Genomic DNA, 21329 nt, shown 5'->3' with positions numbered 1-21329 from the left:
CTGCTCCTACAGGCGTTACTGGCAGTTCTCGGCGATCTGTCTCTGCGCTTCTGCGGTGCGCTCCTGACGTTGTTCGTCAGTCAGGCGGCGCATCTCACCGTCGACATCCTCCCGCAGTCGCGGATTGTTCTGCAGTTGCGCCAGGTTCGTACGAGCCTGCTCACAGAACACCTTCAGTTGGGCTTGCTGCTCGGCGACCTGTTTTTTCACTGTCTTGTCGATGGCTTGTTGATCACCGATGGCGTTACTGCGTGGCAGCGTAGCCGGCTTGCCCGCAGAGGATGAGGGCGTGACCACGGTCGCGGCTTCCCGGCCCTGGGGCGGTTGCGCATCGAAGTGGGTAACGCCCTGCTCATCGACCCATTTGTATATCTGGGCGGCCATGGACACAGGGCAGATGCCGATCAGCAGGCTGGCGGCCAGGAAAAACGTTCGCATGCCATTTCCTTGTATTGAGTTGCGCAATCGAAGCTAACACAGTTGCTGTTTCGCGGTTTTTTCTTGCTTTCTCATGTGCTTAGTTCAATAAAGCACATTGACGACTTGACTTGCAGGGGACGAAACAGAAGAATCCAAAGTCCGCTGTAGAGGGACTGCCAGAAGCAGACCCACTCGGCAGATCATGAGGCGCACACCCGCGCCGACCTGTTACACCCGCAACGCGTTACCTCGCGCTGGGTGGGAAAGGCCCGCAACACTTGGGACGATCCCAATACTTGCTCAGTCAGTGCTGACGTAGTCGGCGACCACCGTCGCTCATGCTCTGCCGAGAAGTAAACCTATTAAGACCCGTCCGCCTTTGATGTGGACGGTATTCTGGCGTTTTAGAGGTGAACAACGTGGAGCTTTTATCTGGCGGTGAGATGCTCGTCCGCTTTTTGCGTGACGAAGGCGTCAAATATATCTACGGGTACCCGGGTGGTGCTCTTCTTCATGTCTACGATGCCCTGTTCAAAGAACCGGAAGTGACACACATCCTGGTTCGTCACGAGCAGGCTGCGACCCATATGGCTGACGGCTATGCCCGTGCCACCGGTAAAGCCGGCGTGGTACTGGTGACCTCCGGCCCGGGCGCAACAAACGCCATCACCGGTATTGCCACCGCGTACATGGACTCCATTCCGATGGTGGTCATTTCCGGCCAGGTGCCTAGCACCATGGTAGGCACCGATGCGTTCCAGGAAACCGACATGATCGGTATCTCCCGGCCGATCGTGAAGCACAGCTTCATGATCAAGCACGCCTCGGAAATCCCGGAAGTCATGAAGAAGGCGTTCTACCTGGCGCAATCCGGTCGTCCTGGTCCGGTCGTTGTCGATATCCCGAAAGACATGACCAACCCGGCCGAGAAGTACGAATACATCTTCCCGAAAAAAGCCAAGCTGCGTTCCTACAGCCCGGCCGTTCGCGGTCACTCCGGGCAAATCCGCAAGGCAGCCGAAATGCTCCTGGCGGCCAAGCGTCCGGTGATGTACGCCGGCGGTGGCGTGATTCTCGGTGGTGGCTCCGCGCCGCTGACCGAATTGGCGAAGATGCTCAACCTGCCAGTGACCAATACCCTGATGGGGCTGGGTGCCTACCCTGGCACCGACCGTCAGTTCATCGGCATGCTCGGCATGCACGGCAGCTACACCGCTAACCTGGCGATGCACCATGCTGACGTGATCCTCGCAGTCGGCGCACGTTTCGACGATCGCGTGATCAACGGCGCGTCGAAGTTCTGTCCGAACGCCAAGATCATTCACATCGACATCGATCCGGCTTCGATCTCCAAGACCATCAAGGCCGACGTACCTATCGTCGGTCCGGTCGAGAGCGTCCTGACCGAAATGGTCGCGATCCTCAAGGAAATCGGCGAGACCCCGAACAAGGAGTCCGTTGCGAGCTGGTGGAAGCAGGTTGATGAATGGCGCGGTGATCGCGGCCTGTTCCCTTACGACAAGGGCGACGGCAGCATCATCAAGCCGCAGACTGTGATCGAAACCCTGTGCGAAGTGACCAAGGGGGATGCCTTTGTGGCCTCCGACGTGGGTCAGCACCAAATGTTCGCGGCGCAGTATTACAAGTTCAACAAGCCGAACCGCTGGATCAACTCCGGTGGCCTGGGCACCATGGGCTTCGGTTTTCCGGCGGCCATGGGTATCAAGTTGAGCTTCCCGGATGCCGACGTCGTCTGCGTGACAGGCGAGGGCAGTATCCAGATGAACATTCAGGAGTTGTCGACCTGCCTGCAGTACGGTTTGCCGGTCAAGATCGTCATCCTGAACAACGGTGTTCTGGGTATGGTTCGCCAATGGCAAGACATGAGTTACGGCAGCCGTCACTCGCACTCCTATATGGAATCGCTACCTGATTTCGTCAAGCTGGCCGAGGCTTATGGTCACGTCGGCGTGCGCATCACCGAATCGAAAGATTTGAAGTCGAAGATGGAAGAAGCGTTCGCCATGAAGGATCGCCTGGTGGTGCTCGATATTTCGGTCGATACCAGCGAGCACGTCTACCCGATGCAGATCAAAGACGGCTCCATGCGCGATATGTGGCTGAGCAAGACGGAGCGTACTTAATCATGCGGCATATTATTTCCTTGCTTCTGGAAAACGAACCCGGCGCTTTGTCTCGTGTAGTCGGCCTGTTCTCGCAGCGCAACTACAACATCGAAAGCCTGACTGTGGCGCCAACCGAAGACCCGACTCTGTCGCGTCTGACGCTGACCACGGTGGGCCACGATGAGGTCATCGAGCAGATCACCAAGAACCTGAACAAGCTGATTGAAGTGGTCAAACTGGTCGACCTGTCGGAAAGTGCTCACATCGAGCGCGAACTGATGCTGGTCAAGGTCAAGGCCACCGGCGCCCAGCGCGCCGAGATCAAGCGCACCACCGATATTTACCGTGGGCAGATCGTCGATGTCAGCGCTAGCGTGTATACCGTTCAATTGACCGGTACCAGCGACAAGCTCGACAGCTTCATTCAGTCCATCGGCACCGCGTCGATTCTGGAAACCGTCCGCAGCGGCGTAACCGGTATTGCTCGCGGCGACAAAGTACTCAGCATCTAAACCAAATTAGCGAACGGCCTGAACGGCCTGGATATATAGGGGAATTTCATGAAAGTTTATTACGAAAAAGACTGCGACCTGTCGATCATCCAGGGCAAGAAAGTTGCCATCATCGGTTACGGTTCCCAAGGCCACGCTCAAGCGTGCAACCTGAAAGACTCCGGCGTTGACGTCACTGTCGGCCTGCGTAAAGGCTCGGCGACTGTTGCCAAGGCAGAAGCCCACGGCCTGAAAGTGACCGACGTTGCTTCCGCAGTTGCAGCTGCCGACCTGGTCATGATTCTGACCCCGGACGAGTTCCAGTCTGCCCTGTACAAGAACGAAATCGAGCCGAACATCAAGAAAGGCGCCACCCTGGCCTTCTCCCACGGTTTCGCGATCCACTACAACCAGGTTGTGCCGCGCGCTGACCTCGACGTGATCATGATCGCGCCGAAGGCACCGGGTCACACCGTGCGTTCCGAGTTCGTCAAAGGCGGCGGTATTCCTGACCTGATCGCTATCTACCAGGATGCTTCCGGCAACGCCAAAAACGTTGCACTGTCCTACGCTGCTGGCGTGGGTGGTGGTCGCACCGGCATCATCGAAACTACCTTCAAAGACGAGACCGAAACCGACCTGTTCGGCGAGCAAGCCGTTCTGTGCGGCGGTACCGTTGAACTGGTCAAGGCCGGTTTCGAAACCCTGGTTGAAGCTGGCTACGCGCCGGAAATGGCCTACTTCGAGTGCCTGCACGAACTGAAACTGATCGTTGACCTCATGTACGAAGGCGGTATCGCCAACATGAACTACTCGATCTCCAACAACGCTGAATACGGCGAATACGTGACCGGCCCGGAAGTGATCAACGCCGAATCCCGTCAGGCCATGCGCAACGCCCTGAAACGTATTCAGGACGGCGAATACGCCAAGATGTTCATCAGCGAAGGCGCAACCGGCTATCCTTCGATGACCGCCAAGCGTCGTAACAACGCCGCTCACGGTATCGAAATCATCGGCGAGCAACTGCGCTCCATGATGCCGTGGATCGGTGCCAACAAGATCGTCGACAAAGCCAAAAACTAAGTCGCGCACTTGTACGGAAAACGCGGCCTAGGCCGCGTTTTTTCGTTTGCGCGGCCTGTTCTGGTATAAAGCTGCATCGTTTGCGGCCGAACCCTCGTCCCAGACACCTGTCGAAACTTTCCACCCCGTTGCAAGGTAATGTCCATGAGCGAACGTCCCGAAGAGCCAAACCAGGCTTCTGACGCCGAAAGCCTGCTGCCCATCGATGAACACATCGAAGAAGGGCATGACGCTGAAGGTCGTAAAGTCCGGCATCGTGGTATCTATCTTCTGCCGAATCTGTTTACCACTGCGAACCTGTTCGCAGGGTTCTACTCCATCATCAGCTCGATGAGTGCCCAGAGCGCGTTGAGTGCCGGTGATGCAATCGGTGCGAGCAAGTATTTTGCGTTTGCCGCGATCGCCATTTTTGTCGCCATGGTGCTCGACGGTCTCGACGGTCGCGTTGCCCGTATGACCAATACCCAGAGTGCCTTCGGTGCCGAGTACGACTCGCTCTCCGATATGGTCGCCTTCGGTGTCGCACCGGCATTGCTGGCCTTTGGCTGGGCCTTGGGCGATATGGGCAAGGTCGGCTGGATGGTCGCCTTCATTTATGTCGCTGGCGCCGCACTGCGTCTGGCGCGTTTCAATACCCAAGTGGGCACTGCGGACAAACGCTACTTCATCGGCCTGGCCAGTCCGGCTGCCGCGGGTGTGGTTGCAGGGATTGTCTGGGCGTTCAGCGATTACGGCATTCAGGGCTCGAAGATGTCTTTCCTGGTGGCGCTAATGGTCGCCGCCGCCGGCATGTTGATGGTCAGTAACATCAAGTACAACAGCTTCAAGGAGCTGGACCTGAAAGGGCGCGTACCTTTTGTGGCGATCCTTGCGGTCGTGCTGGTGTTCGCCGTCGTATTCAGTGATCCGCCGCGCATCCTGCTGCTGGTTTTCCTCGCCTACGCAGCATCGGGTCCGGTTCAATATCTGTTACGTCTTCGTCGGCACAAAAACACGTAATTTCCCTCATACTCCGCAGTCTATTGGTGTATCTGTTCTCCAATTCTGCGGAGTTGCCATGCTGATCAAAGTCCCAAAGACGTCCGACTGCCACGAGTCGGACGTTACGCCTGAATCCCTCTATCTATCTCGTCGAAATGTGCTGGGTGCTGCCGTCGCCGGTTTGGCAGTGAGCAGCTTGCCGAGCTGGGTCAGCGCGGACGATGCCGTGCGCTATCCGGATGTCGAGCCTGGCAAGGCGCCTTCCTGGTTTGCCGAGAAACTTCCTTCTACCCGGTGGGGGGCGGTCAACGTCAAGGATGAAGCGATCACGCCATTCAAGGATGCAACCCACTACAACAATTTCTATGAGTTCGGCACCGATAAAGGTGATCCGGCGACGAACGCGGGCGCGCTGAAAACCGAACCCTGGAGCGTTGTGGTGGATGGGGAGGTCGGCAAGCCGGGTCGATATGCGCTGGAAGACTTCATGAAGCCGTACCAGCTGGAGGAGCGCATTTATCGTCTTCGTTGCGTGGAGGCCTGGTCGATGGTTATCCCGTGGATCGGTTTTCCCCTATCGGCTCTGCTCAAGGAAGTGGAGCCGACCTCCAAAGCCAGATTCATACGCTTCGAAACCCTGCAGGATCCGAAGACCATGCCGGGTCAGCGCTCTGGTTTTGCCTTGATCGACTGGCCCTATGTAGAAGGGCTGCGTCTGGATGAGGCAATGAACCCGTTGGCGATTCTTGCGGTGGGCATGTATGGGCGCGAGTTGCCTAACCAGAATGGCGCGCCTTTGCGCCTGGTGGTGCCATGGAAATACGGCTTCAAGAGCATCAAATCCATCGTGCGGATCAGCCTCGTCAGCGAACAGCCGAAAACCACCTGGCAAAGCATTGCCGCAGATGAGTATGGCTTTTATGCGAACGTGAACCCGACTGTCGATCATCCGCGCTGGACCCAGGCCCGGGAGCGGCGTTTGCCGAGTGGTCTGTTCAAGCCCAACGTGCGCGACACGCAAATGTTCAACGGCTACTCGGATGAAGTCGCTTCTTTATATGCAGGGCTCGATCTGCGGAAGAATTACTGATGCGATATCCGTTATGGCGAGTGGCGGTCTTCATCGCGGCGGCGATATGGCCGTTGCTTTGGCTTTACCAGGCCTGGGCGGATGTGCTGGGGCCTGATCCGGGTAAGGTGCTGGTTGATCGGTTAGGGCTGGGGGCGCTTGTGCTACTGCTTATTACGTTGAGCATGACGCCTTTGCAGAAACTTAGCGGTTGGGCGGGGTGGATTGCTGTCCGTCGGCAACTGGGTTTGTGGTGTTTCGCTTATGTGGTTCTGCATTTGAGCGGTTACACGGCGTTCATTCTCGGTTTCGATTGGTCCCAGATGGGTGTCGAATTGCGCAAACGTCCCTACATTATTGTCGGGGCGCTTGGCTTCCTTTGTTTGTTGGCGTTGGCGTTGACCTCTAATCGCTACAGTCAGCGGCGTTTGGGATCTCGCTGGAAGAAGTTGCATCGGCTGGTTTATGTGGTTCTCGGACTCGGATTGCTGCATATGTTGTGGATTGTGCGTGCCGATCTAAAGGAGTGGGCGGTTTATGCCTCAATAGGGGGGTTGCTGTTAGTTCTGCGCCTGCCCCCGGTAACCCGCCGAATTCCACGTCTAATCGCTAAAAAGCCATCTTCTGCAAGAAAAGCGTAATTAAGAGTTGACGGCAGATTCTGGAAGTCTATAATTCGCCCCACTTCCGGCGCAGTCGAAACGGAAAACTCCTTGGTAAACAAAGAGTTATGCAGTTTTCGACAGCGAGTTGCTTCATTTCATCGAAGCCCAGAAGGAGTTGGTCAGGCAGTGTGTTGTCGCTTGATTGACGGTTCGATCTTCTCGGTCGAAAGCGGAGAAAAAGAGGTGTTGACAGCAGCGGACAACGCTGTAGAATTCGCCTCCCGCTAACGAGAGATCGGAAGCGCAAGTGGTTGAAGTTGCAAAGGAAACTTTGAAAACTTCTGAAAATAACCGCTTGACAGATACAGAGGACGCTGTAGAATGCGCGCCTCGGTTGAGACGAAAGATCTTAACCAACCGCTCTTTAACAACTGAATCAAGCAATTCGTGTGGGTGCTTGTGGAGTCAGACTGATAGTCAACAAGATTATCAGCATCACAAGTTACTCCGCGAGAAATCAAAGATGTAACCAACGATTGCTGAGCCAAGTTTAGGGTTTCTTAAAAACCCAAAGATGTTTGAACTGAAGAGTTTGATCATGGCTCAGATTGAACGCTGGCGGCAGGCCTAACACATGCAAGTCGAGCGGTAGAGAGAAGCTTGCTTCTCTTGAGAGCGGCGGACGGGTGAGTAATGCCTAGGAATCTGCCTGGTAGTGGGGGATAACGCTCGGAAACGGACGCTAATACCGCATACGTCCTACGGGAGAAAGCAGGGGACCTTCGGGCCTTGCGCTATCAGATGAGCCTAGGTCGGATTAGCTAGTTGGTGAGGTAATGGCTCACCAAGGCGACGATCCGTAACTGGTCTGAGAGGATGATCAGTCACACTGGAACTGAGACACGGTCCAGACTCCTACGGGAGGCAGCAGTGGGGAATATTGGACAATGGGCGAAAGCCTGATCCAGCCATGCCGCGTGTGTGAAGAAGGTCTTCGGATTGTAAAGCACTTTAAGTTGGGAGGAAGGGCATTAACCTAATACGTTGGTGTCTTGACGTTACCGACAGAATAAGCACCGGCTAACTCTGTGCCAGCAGCCGCGGTAATACAGAGGGTGCAAGCGTTAATCGGAATTACTGGGCGTAAAGCGCGCGTAGGTGGTTCGTTAAGTTGGATGTGAAATCCCCGGGCTCAACCTGGGAACTGCATTCAAAACTGACGAGCTAGAGTATGGTAGAGGGTGGTGGAATTTCCTGTGTAGCGGTGAAATGCGTAGATATAGGAAGGAACACCAGTGGCGAAGGCGACCACCTGGACTGATACTGACACTGAGGTGCGAAAGCGTGGGGAGCAAACAGGATTAGATACCCTGGTAGTCCACGCCGTAAACGATGTCAACTAGCCGTTGGGAGCCTTGAGCTCTTAGTGGCGCAGCTAACGCATTAAGTTGACCGCCTGGGGAGTACGGCCGCAAGGTTAAAACTCAAATGAATTGACGGGGGCCCGCACAAGCGGTGGAGCATGTGGTTTAATTCGAAGCAACGCGAAGAACCTTACCAGGCCTTGACATCCAATGAACTTTCCAGAGATGGATTGGTGCCTTCGGGAACATTGAGACAGGTGCTGCATGGCTGTCGTCAGCTCGTGTCGTGAGATGTTGGGTTAAGTCCCGTAACGAGCGCAACCCTTGTCCTTAGTTACCAGCACGTTATGGTGGGCACTCTAAGGAGACTGCCGGTGACAAACCGGAGGAAGGTGGGGATGACGTCAAGTCATCATGGCCCTTACGGCCTGGGCTACACACGTGCTACAATGGTCGGTACAGAGGGTTGCCAAGCCGCGAGGTGGAGCTAATCCCATAAAACCGATCGTAGTCCGGATCGCAGTCTGCAACTCGACTGCGTGAAGTCGGAATCGCTAGTAATCGCGAATCAGAATGTCGCGGTGAATACGTTCCCGGGCCTTGTACACACCGCCCGTCACACCATGGGAGTGGGTTGCACCAGAAGTAGCTAGTCTAACCTTCGGGAGGACGGTTACCACGGTGTGATTCATGACTGGGGTGAAGTCGTAACAAGGTAGCCGTAGGGGAACCTGCGGCTGGATCACCTCCTTAATCGACGACATCAGCTGCTCCATAAGTTCCCACACGAATTGCTTGATTCATTGAAGAAGACGATAAGAAGCAGCCCGAAATTGGGTCTGTAGCTCAGTTGGTTAGAGCGCACCCCTGATAAGGGTGAGGTCGGCAGTTCGAATCTGCCCAGACCCACCAATTTTTGTGTGGGATCCTGTAGCAATACGGGGCCATAGCTCAGCTGGGAGAGCGCCTGCCTTGCACGCAGGAGGTCAACGGTTCGATCCCGTTTGGCTCCACCACTACTGCTTCTGATTGTATAAAGCTTAGAAATGAGCATTCCATCGTGATGGTGGTGAATGTTGATTTCTAGTCTTTGGCTAGATCGTTCTTTAAAAATTTGGGTATGTGATAGAAAGATAGACTGAACGTTACTTTCACTGGTAACGGATCAGGCTAAGGTAAAATTTGTGAGTTTAATCGCGAATTTTCGGCGAATGTCGTCTTCACAGTATAACCAGATTGCTTGGGGTTATATGGTCAAGTGAAGAAGCGCATACGGTGGATGCCTTGGCAGTCAGAGGCGATGAAAGACGTGGTAGCCTGCGAAAAGCTTCGGGGAGTCGGCAAACAGACTTTGATCCGGAGATGTCTGAATGGGGGAACCCACCTAACATAAGTTAGGTATCTTAAGCTGAATACATAGGCTTAAGAAGCGAACCAGGGGAACTGAAACATCTAAGTACCCTGAGGAAAAGAAATCAACCGAGATTCCCTTAGTAGTGGCGAGCGAACGGGGACTAGCCCTTAAGTGGCTTTGAGATTAGCGGAACGCTCTGGAAAGTGCGGCCATAGTGGGTGATAGCCCTGTACGCGAAAATCTCTTAGTCATGAAATCGAGTAGGACGGAGCACGAGAAACTTTGTCTGAATATGGGGGGACCATCCTCCAAGGCTAAATACTACTGACTGACCGATAGTGAACTAGTACCGTGAGGGAAAGGCGAAAAGAACCCCGGAGAGGGGAGTGAAATAGATCCTGAAACCGTATGCGTACAAGCAGTGGGAGCCCACTTTGTTGGGTGACTGCGTACCTTTTGTATAATGGGTCAGCGACTTATTTTCAGTGGCGAGCTTAACCGAATAGGGGAGGCGTAGCGAAAGCGAGTCTTAATAGGGCGTCTAGTCGCTGGGAATAGACCCGAAACCGGGCGATCTATCCATGGGCAGGTTGAAGGTTGGGTAACACTAACTGGAGGACCGAACCGACTACCGTTGAAAAGTTAGCGGATGACCTGTGGATCGGAGTGAAAGGCTAATCAAGCTCGGAGATAGCTGGTTCTCCTCGAAAGCTATTTAGGTAGCGCCTCATGTATCACTGTAGGGGGTAGAGCACTGTTTCGGCTAGGGGGTCATCCCGACTTACCAAACCGATGCAAACTCCGAATACCTACAAGTGCCGAGCATGGGAGACACACGGCGGGTGCTAACGTCCGTCGTGAAAAGGGAAACAACCCAGACCGTCAGCTAAGGTCCCAAAGTTATGGTTAAGTGGGAAACGATGTGGGAAGGCTTAGACAGCTAGGAGGTTGGCTTAGAAGCAGCCACCCTTTAAAGAAAGCGTAATAGCTCACTAGTCGAGTCGGCCTGCGCGGAAGATGTAACGGGGCTCAAACCATACACCGAAGCTACGGGTATCATCTTAGGATGATGCGGTAGAGGAGCGTTCTGTAAGCCTGTGAAGGTGAGTTGAGAAGCTTGCTGGAGGTATCAGAAGTGCGAATGCTGACATGAGTAACGACAATGGGTGTGAAAAACACCCACGCCGAAAGACCAAGGTTTCCTGCGCAACGTTAATCGACGCAGGGTTAGTCGGTCCCTAAGGCGAGGCTGAAAAGCGTAGTCGATGGAAAACAGGTTAATATTCCTGTACTTCTGGTTATTGCGATGGAGGGACGGAGAAGGCTAGGCCAGCTTGGCGTTGGTTGTCCAAGTTTAAGGTGGTAGGCTGGAATCTTAGGTAAATCCGGGATTCTAAGGCCGAGAGCTGATGACGAGTGTTCTTTTAGAACACGAAGTGGTTGATGCCATGCTTCCAAGAAAAGCTTCTAAGCTTCAGGTAACCAGGAACCGTACCCCAAACCGACACAGGTGGTTGGGTAGAGAATACCAAGGCGCTTGAGAGAACTCGGGTGAAGGAACTAGGCAAAATGGCACCGTAACTTCGGGAGAAGGTGCGCCGGTGAGGGTGAAGGACTTGCTCCGTAAGCCCATGCCGGTCGAAGATACCAGGCCGCTGCGACTGTTTATTAAAAACACAGCACTCTGCAAACACGAAAGTGGACGTATAGGGTGTGACGCCTGCCCGGTGCCGGAAGGTTAATTGATGGGGTTAGCTAACGCGAAGCTCTTGATCGAAGCCCCGGTAAACGGCGGCCGTAACTATAACGGTCCTAAGGTAGCGAAATTCCTTGTCGGGTAAGTTCCGACCTGCACGAATGGCGTAACGATGGCGGCGCTGTCTCCACCCGAGACTCAGTGAAATTGAAATCGCTGTGAAGATGCAGTGTATCCGCGGCTAGACGGAAAGACCCCGTGAACCTTTACTATAGCTTTGCACTGGACTTTGAATTTGCTTGTGTAGGATAGGTGGGAGGCTTTGAAGCGTGGACGCCAGTTCGCGTGGAGCCAACCTTGAAATACCACCCTGGCAACTTTGAGGTTCTAACTCAGGTCCGTTATCCGGATCGAGGACAGTGTATGGTGGGTAGTTTGACTGGGGCGGTCTCCTCCTAAAGAGTAACGGAGGAGTACGAAGGTGCGCTCAGACCGGTCGGAAATCGGTCGTAGAGTATAAAGGCAAAAGCGCGCTTGACTGCGAGACAGACACGTCGAGCAGGTACGAAAGTAGGTCTTAGTGATCCGGTGGTTCTGTATGGAAGGGCCATCGCTCAACGGATAAAAGGTACTCCGGGGATAACAGGCTGATACCGCCCAAGAGTTCATATCGACGGCGGTGTTTGGCACCTCGATGTCGGCTCATCACATCCTGGGGCTGAAGCCGGTCCCAAGGGTATGGCTGTTCGCCATTTAAAGTGGTACGCGAGCTGGGTTTAGAACGTCGTGAGACAGTTCGGTCCCTATCTGCCGTGGACGTTTGAGATTTGAGAGGGGCTGCTCCTAGTACGAGAGGACCGGAGTGGACGAACCTCTGGTGTTCCGGTTGTCACGCCAGTGGCATTGCCGGGTAGCTATGTTCGGAATAGATAACCGCTGAAAGCATCTAAGCGGGAAACTAGCCTCAAGATGAGATCTCACTGGGACCTTGAGTCCCCTGAAGGGCCGTCGAAGACTACGACGTTGATAGGTTGGGTGTGTAAGCGCTGTGAGGCGTTGAGCTAACCAATACTAATTGCCCGTGAGGCTTGACCATATAACACCCAAGCAATTTGCTGACTCGAAAGAGCACCAGATTGCGGTGTGTGAAGACGAAACGAACCGAAAGTTCGAGAAACAAACACACAAACTATCGCATACCCATTCGCTGGAGCGTGAACCTGTAAAGGCCCACGACCTGGCTACCGAATTTCTTGACGACCATAGAGCATTGGAACCACCTGATCCCATCCCGAACTCAGCAGTGAAACGATGCATCGCCGATGGTAGTGTGGGGTTTCCCCATGTGAGAGTAGGTCATCGTCAAGATTAAATTCCGAAACCCCAATTGCGAAAGCAGTTGGGGTTTTGTTTTGCCCGGAATAAAAGCACGATTCGGACCTGCACAAATTTGCACAGTTATTTTCGACTCATGACACTAGAATAGATCCAACTTTTTCGGAGTCATAGCCTTTATGCCAGATCCGGTTGACGCCTCCGGGCTGTCAGAATTACCGCTGGACGACTTGGTGGCGTGTCATGAGTGCGACTTGCTGATGCGCAAGCCCGAGCTCGCCCATGGCGAGAAAGCCCTGTGTCCGCGCTGCGGCTACGAGCTCTACGCCCATCGGCACAATGTTGTGCAACGCAGTCTCGCCTTGGTCCTCGCCGCACTGTTGTTGTACATCCCTGCGAACTTTTTACCCATCATGCAGCTCAATCTACTCGGGCAGTCGTCACAAGACACTGTCTGGACCGGCGTTGTCGGTCTGTTCGATACCGGGATGCAAGGTGTGTCGGTCATCGTGTTTCTGTGCAGCATGGGAATTCCGCTACTCAAGCTGCTCTGCCAACTGGCCGTGCTGCTGAGTATTCGTTTTGATGTCGGCCGTAGTTACGGTTTGCTGCTCTATCGGATTTATCACCATTTACGAGACTGGGGGATGCTCGAGGTTTACCTCATGGGCGTTCTGGTGGCGATCGTCAAACTGGCAGATATGGCAGCAATCACTGTCGGTCTTGGCCTGGCGTGCTTTATCGGTTTGTTGTTGGTTCAGGTTTGGCTGGAAGTTGTGATGTCGCCTCATCAGATCTGGCAGGCTTTATCAGGAGAGGATGCCCATGCGGGCGATTGATGCAGGCATTCTGATTTGTACCGAATGCCATGAGTTGAACAAGCAGGACGCTGACACCGACGAGCAGGTCTGCACACGTTGTGGTGCGCTGGTTCACGCGCGTCGCCCGAACAGTGTGATGCGCACATGGGCGCTGCTGGTGACGGCCGCGGTGCTCTACATCCCAGCCAACGTGCTTCCGATCATGACGGTCAGCTCTCTGGGTCAGGGCGATCCGAGCACCATCATGTCCGGTGTGATCCAACTGGTTCAGCACGGCATGATTCCCATCGCCGCCGTGGTTTTCATCGCCAGTATTCTGGTACCGACGTTCAAACTGGTGGGCATCGCCTTGCTGCTGTTTTCCGTGCAGCGCCGCCAGCCACTTTCTGCACGCCAACGCATCTGGATGTACCGCTTTATCGAGTTCATCGGCCGCTGGTCGATGCTCGATATTTTTGTGATCGCTATCCTGGTGGCCGTCGTGAATTTTGGACGGCTTGCCAGTGTCGAAGCCAATCTTGGCGCCATCGCTTTCGCCAGTGTGGTGATTTTGACGATGCTTGCCGCAGTAACTTTCGATCCCCGACTGATTTGGGATAACACGGAGTCGGACGACGACCATGACTGATTTGCCTACAGCGAAAACCCGACCGGCCTCGAACTGGTCCGCCATTTGGGTGTTGCCCCTGATCGCTCTGATCATTGGCGGTTGGCTCGGCTGGCGTGCCTACAGCGAAACCGGCATTGAGATTCAGGTGCGTTTCGAAAGTGGTGAAGGCATTCAGGCCAACAAGACTGAAGTCGTTTACAAAGGCATGTCGGTCGGCAAGGTGAAAACCCTCACGCTCGACGATGAAGGCGCCTCAAAAGGGGTGATCGCCACCGTCGAGATGAACAAGGACGTGGAGCCATACCTGCGCACCAGTACACGCTTCTGGCTCGTCAAGCCGAGCGTGACCCTGGCCGGTATCACAGGGCTGGAAACCCTGGTCTCCGGTAACTATGTGGCGATCAGTCCGGGCGAAGGGGAACCTACGCGCAAGTTCAAGGCGCTGGCCGAAGAGCCGCCGCTGTCTGACGCCCAACCCGGTCTGCACCTGACCATCAAGGCTGATCGCCTTGGCTCGCTGAACCGTGGCAGCCCGGTGTTCTACAAGCAGATCAGGGTCGGCCAGATCAAAAGCTACCTGTTGTCCGAAGACCAAAGTACCGTTGAGCTCAAGGTGTTCATCGAGCCCACCTACGCCAAGCTGGTGCGCAAACACACGCGTTTCTGGAATGCCAGCGGCATCAGCATCGACGCTAACCTGTCCGGTGTGAAAGTGCGCAGCGAATCCCTGGCGAGCATCGTCGCCGGCGGTATCGCCTTCGCCACGCCGGAGAACCGCAAGGACAGCCCGCCCACCGATCCGAGCCTGCCATTTCGTCTCTACGAAGATTTCGATGCCGCCGCAGCCGGTATCCGGGTCAAGGTCAAACTCAGTGACTTCGAAGGCATGCAGGCTGGCCGGACGCCGGTGATGTACAAAGGCATTCAGGTCGGCACGCTCAAAGCGCTCAAGATCGATCCTGATCTGTCCAGTGCCACCGCGGAATTGACCCTTGATCCGCTGGCTGAGGATTACCTCGTTGATGGCACCCAGTTCTGGGTGGTCAAACCCTCGATCTCCCTCGCGGGCATTACCGGTCTCGAAGCGCTGGTCAAAGGTAACTACATTGCCGTGCGCCCAGGGGACAAGGGGGCAGCTCCGCAGCGCGAATTCGTGGCGAGGCCGAAAGCGCCGCCGCTCGACTTGCGTGCACCGGGCCTGCACCTGGTGCTGTTCACCGAGAACCTCGGCTCACTGGAAGTCGGCAGCCCGATTCTCTACAAGCAGGTCAAGGTCGGTTCGGTCCAGAGCTATCAGTTCTCGCGCACCAAGAAACAGTTGGTGATTGGCGTGCACATCGAGAAGGAATACGAAGGGCTGGTTAACGCCTCAACGCGTTTCTGGAACGCCAGCGGTATTACGCTCACGGGTGGATTGACCGGAGGAATCCAGGTCAAAAGTGAGTCGCTGCAAAGCCTGATGGCCGGCGGTATCGCCTTCGAAACACCGCAAGCCAAAGCGCCATTGCAAAAACGCATTCCACGTTTCCGTCTGTTCGCCAGCCATGACGAAGCCAACCAGAAAGGCACCGTGGTTACGATCAAGGTCGATCGTGCCGATGGTTTGCGCAGCGGCACTCCTGTGAGATTCAAAGGCCTGGATGTGGGCAAGATTGAAGACGTCGACCTCAGTGATGATTTGCAATCGGTGCTGCTGACCGCGCGGATCACCGAAGTGCCGGAGCGCATTGCCCGCGTCGGCAGTCAGTTCTGGGTGGTCAAACCCGAGCTGGGTCTGATCAAGACCTCGAACCTGGAAACCCTGGTGACTGGCCAGTACATCGAAGTGCAGCCTGCAGCGAAGAACCTTGGCCCACAGAAAAACTTCGTCGCCCTGGCGAATGCACCGGAAACCGCCAAACAGGAACCCGGTTTAAGCCTGGTCCTGAGCGCCGCTCGCCGTGGCTCGTTGAAAACCGGTGTGCCGGTGACCTATCGCGAGGTCACGGTGGGCAAGGTGACGGGTTATGAACTCGGCCAGACCGCTGACCGTGTTCTGGTGCACATTCTGATCGAACCGAAATACGCACCGTTGGTGCGCAGCGGCACACGTTTCTGGAACACCAGCGGTTTTGGTTTCGACTACGGTTTGTTCAAGGGGGCGACGGTGCGCACCGAGTCGCTGGAGACGTTGATTCAGGGCGGCATTGCCTTCGCCACCCCGGACGGTGATCGCATGGGCAGCCCGGCACGGCCTGAGCAGACGTTCCCGTTGTTCGACAAGTTTGAAGATGAATGGCTGACCTGGGCGCCGAAGATTTCCCTCGGCAAATAGCAAGTACCTGAGTGGGCGTTTGTGAGGACGCTTTCACGGGCTTGCCCGCGATGCGGCCCTAAAGTTCACTAAAAATCCCACGCAATAAAAAGGCCGCGATCCATTTGGATCGCGGCCTTTTTATTGACTTCAATTAACCCAAATCAGACCGCATCCAGCTCCGGCTCGTCTGCTTCAACGTTAACGGCAGCCTTCACCTCATCGTGACGACGAATGTACTTCCAGTCCGCCTCATCAATGTAGATGCCGTTCGGCCCGCTCCCGCCTTCCAGGTCAATCGCAACACTGGCACAGACCTGAGGTTTCACGCTCGCCAGAATCGGCACGAAGCCCAGTTGCAGACTGGTTTCCAGCAGCGCTGCCTGGTTCTTCTCGTCGATGTCCGCTGCCTCGTCGAGGTAGTACGGCAGGCGCACGCGGCCGGCCTGGTCGCGGTCCATCAAGTGCAGCAACAAGTACATGTTGGTCAACGCCTTGATGGTCATCGTGGTGCCGTTGGACGCGGCGCCATCGATGTCGGTATGAATCACCGGCTGACCGTTGACCTTGGTGATCTCGAACGCCAGTTCGAACAAGTCCTTGAGACCGAGCTGGTTGTGGTTCGCGGCCACCAGGCGCGCCAGGTATTCCTTGGCTTCTTCGTTCTTGTTGTCCTGATCGGCGCTCTGGCTCAGGTCGAACACGGAGAGGGTTTCGCCTTCTTCGTACTGGCCGGCGCTGTGGATGATCTGGTCGATGTGCTTCAACGCTTCCTTGTTCGGCGCGAGGACGATACGGAAGCTCTGCAGGTTGGAGACCTGACGCTTGTTGATCTCGCGGTTGAACAGCGCCAGTTGATGCTCGAGGCTGTCGTAGTCGCTGCGGATATTGCGCAGGGTCCGGGCGATGTCGGTGACCGCCGCGCGACGTGCCTTGCCGAGGGTCAGGGCTTCGTCCGTGCGATGCGCATAGGCGTTGATCAGCAGTTGCAGGCGACGCTCCATATCGTCTTCGCTGTCGAACTTGGCCACGCCCTTGAGGCGCACCTGAGCGTATAGCGCGTCGATCTGGCCATCGCTGCGCAGCAAACCCTGCCAGCTGTCCTGATAGTCGTTGAGCAGCGGCAGCAGGTTGTCCATGGAATCGTCGATCGGGTCCATGAACGGCGTGCCGAACGGCAGGTCTGCCGGCAGCAGTTGGCGGCGGCGCAGGGCGTCGTCGAGGGTGCGCTGCTTGGCTTCCATGTCGCCGATCTGTCGGCCGACCAGTTGCAGCTTGGCCGACAGTTGCTGGACGCGTTCGGTGAAGGCGTCGCTGGAACGCTTCAACTCGTCCTGTGCCGCTTCCATCTGTGCCAGTTGCTCAAGCTTGTCGCCTTCTTCGGCGCTCAGGGTTTGCGCGCGACGGAAATCTTCCAGGGCTTTTTGCGCGTCCAGCACTTGCTGGTACAGCGCTTCGGTCTGGGTCTTGCTCGCGGCGCGGTCGGCGGCCACGGCTTGCTGGGTTTTCAGTTGCTTGAGTTCTTTGTCCAGACGCTCTTTCTGATCGCGCAATGCTGCACGGTCAGCCAGCGCCTGCAACGCCGGAGGTTCGATGTGCGAGAGGTCGATGGACAGGCCCGGCACTTCGAAGCGTTCGCCTTTGAAACCGTCGAGGATCAGCTCCATGGATTTGACCCACTGACCGTCTTCGTCCAGCGCGATACCGTGCTCGCCCAGCGGCAGGCTGAACAATGCGCTGTTGAACAGGCGCATCAGGCGCTCGACATCCTGTTGCGAGAACTCTTCGCGCAGGCGGGCGTAGCTGTTGTTGTCGGCATGATCGAGTTGCTGCTTGACCGACTTCAGGCGTTTTTCCAGATCCCGCAGACGTTCTTCCAGGTCTTCGGCAGAGAATTGCCGCGACTGCGCCAATGCGCCGGCCAGTTCATCGTGAGCGTCCTTGGCCGCGAGCAACTGCTGTTCCAGCACTTTCACGTCATCGACCAGTGCGAAGCGATTCTTCAGCGCCGAGAGTTCGCCGAGCCAACGCTGGATGCCGGTGATTTCCCGCTCCAGGCGCATCAGCTCCTGAGTGCCGCCACGCTGATCGTTTTGCAGTGCGTCCTGCTCGTTACGGTAATGCTCGGCCTGAATCGTCAGCTCTTCCTTGCGCGCACTGGCGTAGTCCGACCAGGTGCCGAGCAACGAATCGAGCAGCGGCGAGATCCGGTGCAGTTTGCCGCGCAGGATATTGCGCTGGGTCACGCCTGCCGCGAGGGCTTCAACCAATGGACCAGCAGTGACCAGGGAGTTGTAGTCCTGCTCCATGCGTCGTACATCGCGGAACGCTTCTTCGCACGCGGCGATGTAATCGACGCTGCCGGAACGCAGGCTGTGTTCGAAGGCATCGAGGAACAGCTGCTTGAGCTTGGCAGCGGTGATTTCGCGCATGTGCAGCAGGTTGATGAACAGAGCGCGGAAGGTCTTCAGGCTCTGTTCGCTGGTGGAGCGCAGCGGGATCAGGGTCAAATCCAGCGGGATCGACGTGTGGCCGCCGACCAGCAAGCGACGCAGTTCATCCGGCTTGAGTTCGTAGGCCTTCAGGCCCTCGCGTTCAAGGTTGGTAAACAGCTCTTTCTGACGCAGGCAGGTGTCGTTTTTCTGATAATGCGCCAGATCCAGTTTGCCGGCGTAGGCAAAGAACTGATGGCCGAAACCACCGCCCGGGCCGCGACCGACCACACCGATCACGTGCGGACCGTGGGGCAGCGAGACTTCAACGAGGATGTAACTGGTGTCCGAGGCGAAGTAGAAGCGCCGGGATTGTTCCAGGCTGTACTTGCCGAAACTCATGTCCGACATGCGCGCCAGAATCGGGAATTGCAGCGCGTTGATCGAGGCGGATTTACCGAGGTTGTTCGCGCCGTAGACCGACAGCGGTTCTTCCAGCGGGAACAGACCGAGGCTGTAACCGGCGGTGTTCAAAAGGGCAAAGCGGCGGATGCCGTAGCGTTCCTTGCTCATGCGTCGGTCTCCTGTTCTTCGGCAATGGCGCGGGCCATGGCGTCTTCTTCGCTTTCTTCAGCGAAATCGCTGAGGTCCAGCGGATCATCGGTCTGCAACAGTTTTTCGTCGCTGTCGTCGTCGATCAGCACCGGAACCGGCAGCGGCAATACGCTGTGCAGGCTGGCGGCCAGGTCACGGTCCTGCTGGACCGACAGGCAAACATCGAGGAAACGGTGCATCGGCGGCAGGAAACGGTAAACGCCGTTTTCTTCGCCGGCGAAACCGAGCTGCGTCATGCGGCGCATGATTTTTTCTTCGAGTTCTTCGACAGTCTGCACTTCAGCCTGAATGAACAGGTCTCGGTACTTTTCCAGCAACGACGGCAGTTCGTCGCGACCGAGGCTGCCACCGTCGAGCACGGCAATCGGGTCACGGCCCTGATCGGCCAGATGCTCGACGAGGATGAAGGTGAACAGCGCCAGACGTTGTGCAGTCTTGTTCACCGCAGCGGCGGCGAGGTCCGGCACGAAGTAGTAGAAACCCCTTGTATCGCAGACCAGTTCAAAACCCAACGCCTTGAACAGCGTGCGGTACTGATCCTGGAAGTTCGACAGTTGTGCGTACAGCTCCGGATCGCGGCGGCTGACGTGGTAGCCCTTGAACAGCTCGCGAAAGATCGGCGCCAGCTGGGACAGTTCGGATAGATCAAGATGCATGTGGGATGCTCGCAGAATCCTCGGCGGCGGTATCGCGGGCCGAGAGCAGGGCGAAGGAGCGCAGGCTGACCTGGTGCTCGTGAGTGTGGTAATCGCGGCGTTCCAGACGCTCGCGTTTGAAACGTTTTTCCCGTGACAGGCGAGAGAACCAATAAAGCAGTTCGTCGGTGGCGCCGTCCGGCTCCTGCTCCAGCAACCAGGTCATCAGGTCCGGCATCGGCAGGGCATCTTCGCAGCGTTCGAGCATTTCCCGAACGGTGCGTGGCGCACGCGGTGCTTCGCCTTTCTGGGTCTTGTGGGCCTTGGGGAAGCGTGCCGGCTTTGGCTCGAAACGGGCCAATGCGTAAACGTAGGCTTCGACCTGACTGGCGCTGCCGAGGAAGGTGCTTTGCGGCCGGGTGAACATCGGCATTGCCGCTTGTGGTACCGCATCGATGCCTTTGCGACGAATGGCCGACAAGGCCAGCGCCGCGCCCCGGGTCACGGCGTTGTGCCGACGGGCTTCTTCACGCAGCGGCAGCAGCAGTTCGCGGGCATGACGCAGGGTCAATTGGGCGCTGGTCTGCATCTCGAGGATGCGCGCGTGGGTGCGCAGCAGCATGTCGTCATCGACCAGATGGCCGAGGCGCTGCTGCTCGGTGAGCATCTTCAGCAGGACATTTTCGACCTTGCGCACGCCTTGCTCGAAGGCGCCATCGGCATTCACCAACTGAATCATCGGTTCGACGTATTCGTCCCAGGTCGCCAGCACTTCAGCGTAACGCTGACGCAGCGGAATCTGCCGGTCACTGGTCTTGGCGCGTTCGGCAACCGCCACCAGGGCCTGTTCGTCGTTGGCGAGTTTCTTCAATACGTCTCGCACGCGCATGTCGAGCAGGCGCAACTGACGCGCCAGGTCGTGGCCGTCGCGGATGTCGAAGGCGTCCTGGATGTAACCGGCCAGGCGTTCGAGGTGGCGCAAATAGGCTTCGATTTCCAGGCACAGGCCCAGACGGTGCTCTCGGCGCAGGTAAGCGAGGAAGTCGTGGATTTGCGCGTTGAGCTCGAAACGGTTCGGGCTTTTCGCCACGGGAACCAGAATGTCGAGGCGGATCCACACGTCCAGCAGACTGGTGATGTCCTGCGGCGTACTGTCGAGTTGCTGGGCGGCCAATTGCGTGCGCAGTTCGTTGAGGCTCAGTGTGCCTTGGTCGAAGTGCTCGCACAGTGGCTCCAGAAGTGCCCAGTGTTCAGCGAGGGCGCGCAAGACGCGCTTGGGTTCGATCATCGGAATGGCCGGCTGGTTGGCGATTAAAAGCCGCGATTGTACTGCATCGGGGGCGATGCGATTAGGTGGAAAGACTGTCGGTGAAGTCTATCGACCAACAGCGCGGGC

Annotated in this window: 13 protein-coding genes, 2 tRNA genes and 3 rRNA genes; 14 read left to right on the top strand and 4 right to left on the bottom strand. The window is 56.4% G+C overall.

Annotated elements, in window-relative coordinates; translation table 11 throughout:
- Positions 1 to 15: 15 nt before the first annotated feature.
- Entirely contained in the window at positions 16 to 438 is a 423-nt protein-coding gene (locus tag ACM1ZW_RS04195) for a DUF4124 domain-containing protein (RefSeq protein ID WP_416740206.1), read from the bottom strand.
- Between the two features lie 401 nt (positions 439 to 839).
- On the opposite strand from ACM1ZW_RS04195, the gene ACM1ZW_RS04190 reads away from it, so the two are divergent.
- The 14 genes from ACM1ZW_RS04190 (at position 840) to ACM1ZW_RS04125 (ending at position 16272) form a co-directional block, all read left to right on the top strand.
- On the top strand, positions 840 to 2564 hold the full coding sequence (locus ACM1ZW_RS04190; protein ID WP_031319122.1) for an acetolactate synthase 3 large subunit: 1725 nt from the start codon (positions 840 to 842) through the stop codon (positions 2562 to 2564).
- Between the two features lie 2 nt (positions 2565 to 2566).
- Positions 2567 to 3058 carry an acetolactate synthase small subunit gene (gene ilvN, locus ACM1ZW_RS04185; RefSeq protein ID WP_003176102.1) on the top strand — a complete coding sequence of 164 codons (492 nt, stop codon included), beginning with the start codon at positions 2567 to 2569 and terminating at the stop codon, positions 3056 to 3058.
- 48 nt (positions 3059 to 3106) lie between these two features.
- Positions 3107 to 4123 (top strand): ketol-acid reductoisomerase, encoded by a 1017-nt coding sequence (gene ilvC / locus ACM1ZW_RS04180; protein WP_007948647.1) that lies wholly within the window; start codon positions 3107 to 3109, stop codon positions 4121 to 4123.
- A gap of 144 nt (positions 4124 to 4267) precedes the next feature.
- Positions 4268 to 5122 (top strand): CDP-diacylglycerol--serine O-phosphatidyltransferase, encoded by an 855-nt coding sequence (gene pssA, locus ACM1ZW_RS04175; protein ID WP_017340788.1) that lies wholly within the window; start codon positions 4268 to 4270, stop codon positions 5120 to 5122.
- 58 nt (positions 5123 to 5180) lie between these two features.
- Positions 5181 to 6194 carry a protein-methionine-sulfoxide reductase catalytic subunit MsrP gene (msrP, locus tag ACM1ZW_RS04170; RefSeq protein ID WP_017340787.1) on the top strand — a complete coding sequence of 338 codons (1014 nt, stop codon included), beginning with the start codon at positions 5181 to 5183 and terminating at the stop codon, positions 6192 to 6194.
- Complete coding sequence (msrQ, locus tag ACM1ZW_RS04165) at positions 6194 to 6814, top strand: protein-methionine-sulfoxide reductase heme-binding subunit MsrQ (RefSeq protein WP_414878286.1); 621 nt, start codon at positions 6194 to 6196, stop codon at positions 6812 to 6814. The genes msrP and msrQ overlap by 1 nt, the downstream gene beginning before the upstream one ends.
- Before the next feature lie 544 nt (positions 6815 to 7358).
- Positions 7359 to 8895, top strand: a 16S ribosomal RNA gene (locus tag ACM1ZW_RS04160).
- A gap of 82 nt (positions 8896 to 8977) precedes the next feature.
- Positions 8978 to 9054 (top strand) — tRNA-Ile (locus ACM1ZW_RS04155).
- Positions 9055 to 9082: 28 nt separating this feature from the next.
- A tRNA-Ala gene (locus tag ACM1ZW_RS04150) sits at positions 9083 to 9158 on the top strand.
- A 236-nt stretch (positions 9159 to 9394) separates the two neighbouring features.
- Positions 9395 to 12288: ribosomal RNA gene (locus ACM1ZW_RS04145) — 23S ribosomal RNA — on the top strand.
- Positions 12289 to 12444: 156 nt separating this feature from the next.
- Positions 12445 to 12560: ribosomal RNA gene (gene rrf / locus ACM1ZW_RS04140) — 5S ribosomal RNA — on the top strand.
- The 16S, 23S and 5S rRNA genes sit together here with 2 tRNA genes alongside, the layout of an rRNA operon.
- 146 nt (positions 12561 to 12706) lie before the next feature.
- Complete coding sequence (locus ACM1ZW_RS04135) at positions 12707 to 13366, top strand: paraquat-inducible protein A (RefSeq protein ID WP_017340785.1); 660 nt, start codon at positions 12707 to 12709, stop codon at positions 13364 to 13366.
- Positions 13353 to 13976, top strand: coding sequence for a paraquat-inducible protein A (locus tag ACM1ZW_RS04130; RefSeq protein ID WP_017340784.1), 624 nt, complete (start codon positions 13353 to 13355; stop codon positions 13974 to 13976). Before ACM1ZW_RS04135 ends, ACM1ZW_RS04130 begins: the two co-directional genes overlap by 14 nt.
- On the top strand, positions 13969 to 16272 hold the full coding sequence (locus ACM1ZW_RS04125) for an intermembrane transport protein PqiB (RefSeq protein WP_017340783.1): 2304 nt from the start codon (positions 13969 to 13971) through the stop codon (positions 16270 to 16272). The genes ACM1ZW_RS04130 and ACM1ZW_RS04125 overlap by 8 nt, the downstream gene beginning before the upstream one ends.
- A gap of 143 nt (positions 16273 to 16415) precedes the next feature.
- Here the strand turns inward: ACM1ZW_RS04125 and mksF are convergent, their stop codons facing one another.
- From mksF to mksB, 3 genes are read right to left on the bottom strand one after another with little or no spacing between them, the layout of a single operon-like run.
- Complete coding sequence (gene mksF / locus ACM1ZW_RS04120) at positions 16416 to 19256, bottom strand: Mks condensin complex protein MksF (protein WP_414880514.1); 2841 nt, start codon at positions 19254 to 19256, stop codon at positions 16416 to 16418.
- A complete protein-coding gene (gene mksE, locus ACM1ZW_RS04115; protein ID WP_017340781.1) occupies positions 19253 to 19954 on the bottom strand; it encodes an Mks condensin complex protein MksE in 702 nt (233 codons plus the stop codon). The genes mksF and mksE overlap by 4 nt, the downstream gene beginning before the upstream one ends.
- Positions 19944 to 21221: an Mks condensin complex protein MksB gene (gene mksB / locus ACM1ZW_RS04110; protein WP_178118345.1), complete on the bottom strand. Its 1278-nt coding sequence runs from the start codon at positions 21219 to 21221 to the stop codon at positions 19944 to 19946. The genes mksE and mksB overlap by 11 nt, the downstream gene beginning before the upstream one ends.
- Positions 21222 to 21329: the final 108 nt, after the last annotated feature.

The organism is Pseudomonas sp. NFX71, assembly GCF_048079215.1.
In the GTDB taxonomy this organism is placed as follows: Bacteria; Pseudomonadota; Gammaproteobacteria; order Pseudomonadales; family Pseudomonadaceae; genus Aquipseudomonas; species Aquipseudomonas fluorescens_B.
The sequence above is the reverse complement of the archived record's forward strand: the minus strand, read 5'-3'. Positions and strand labels throughout refer to the sequence as shown.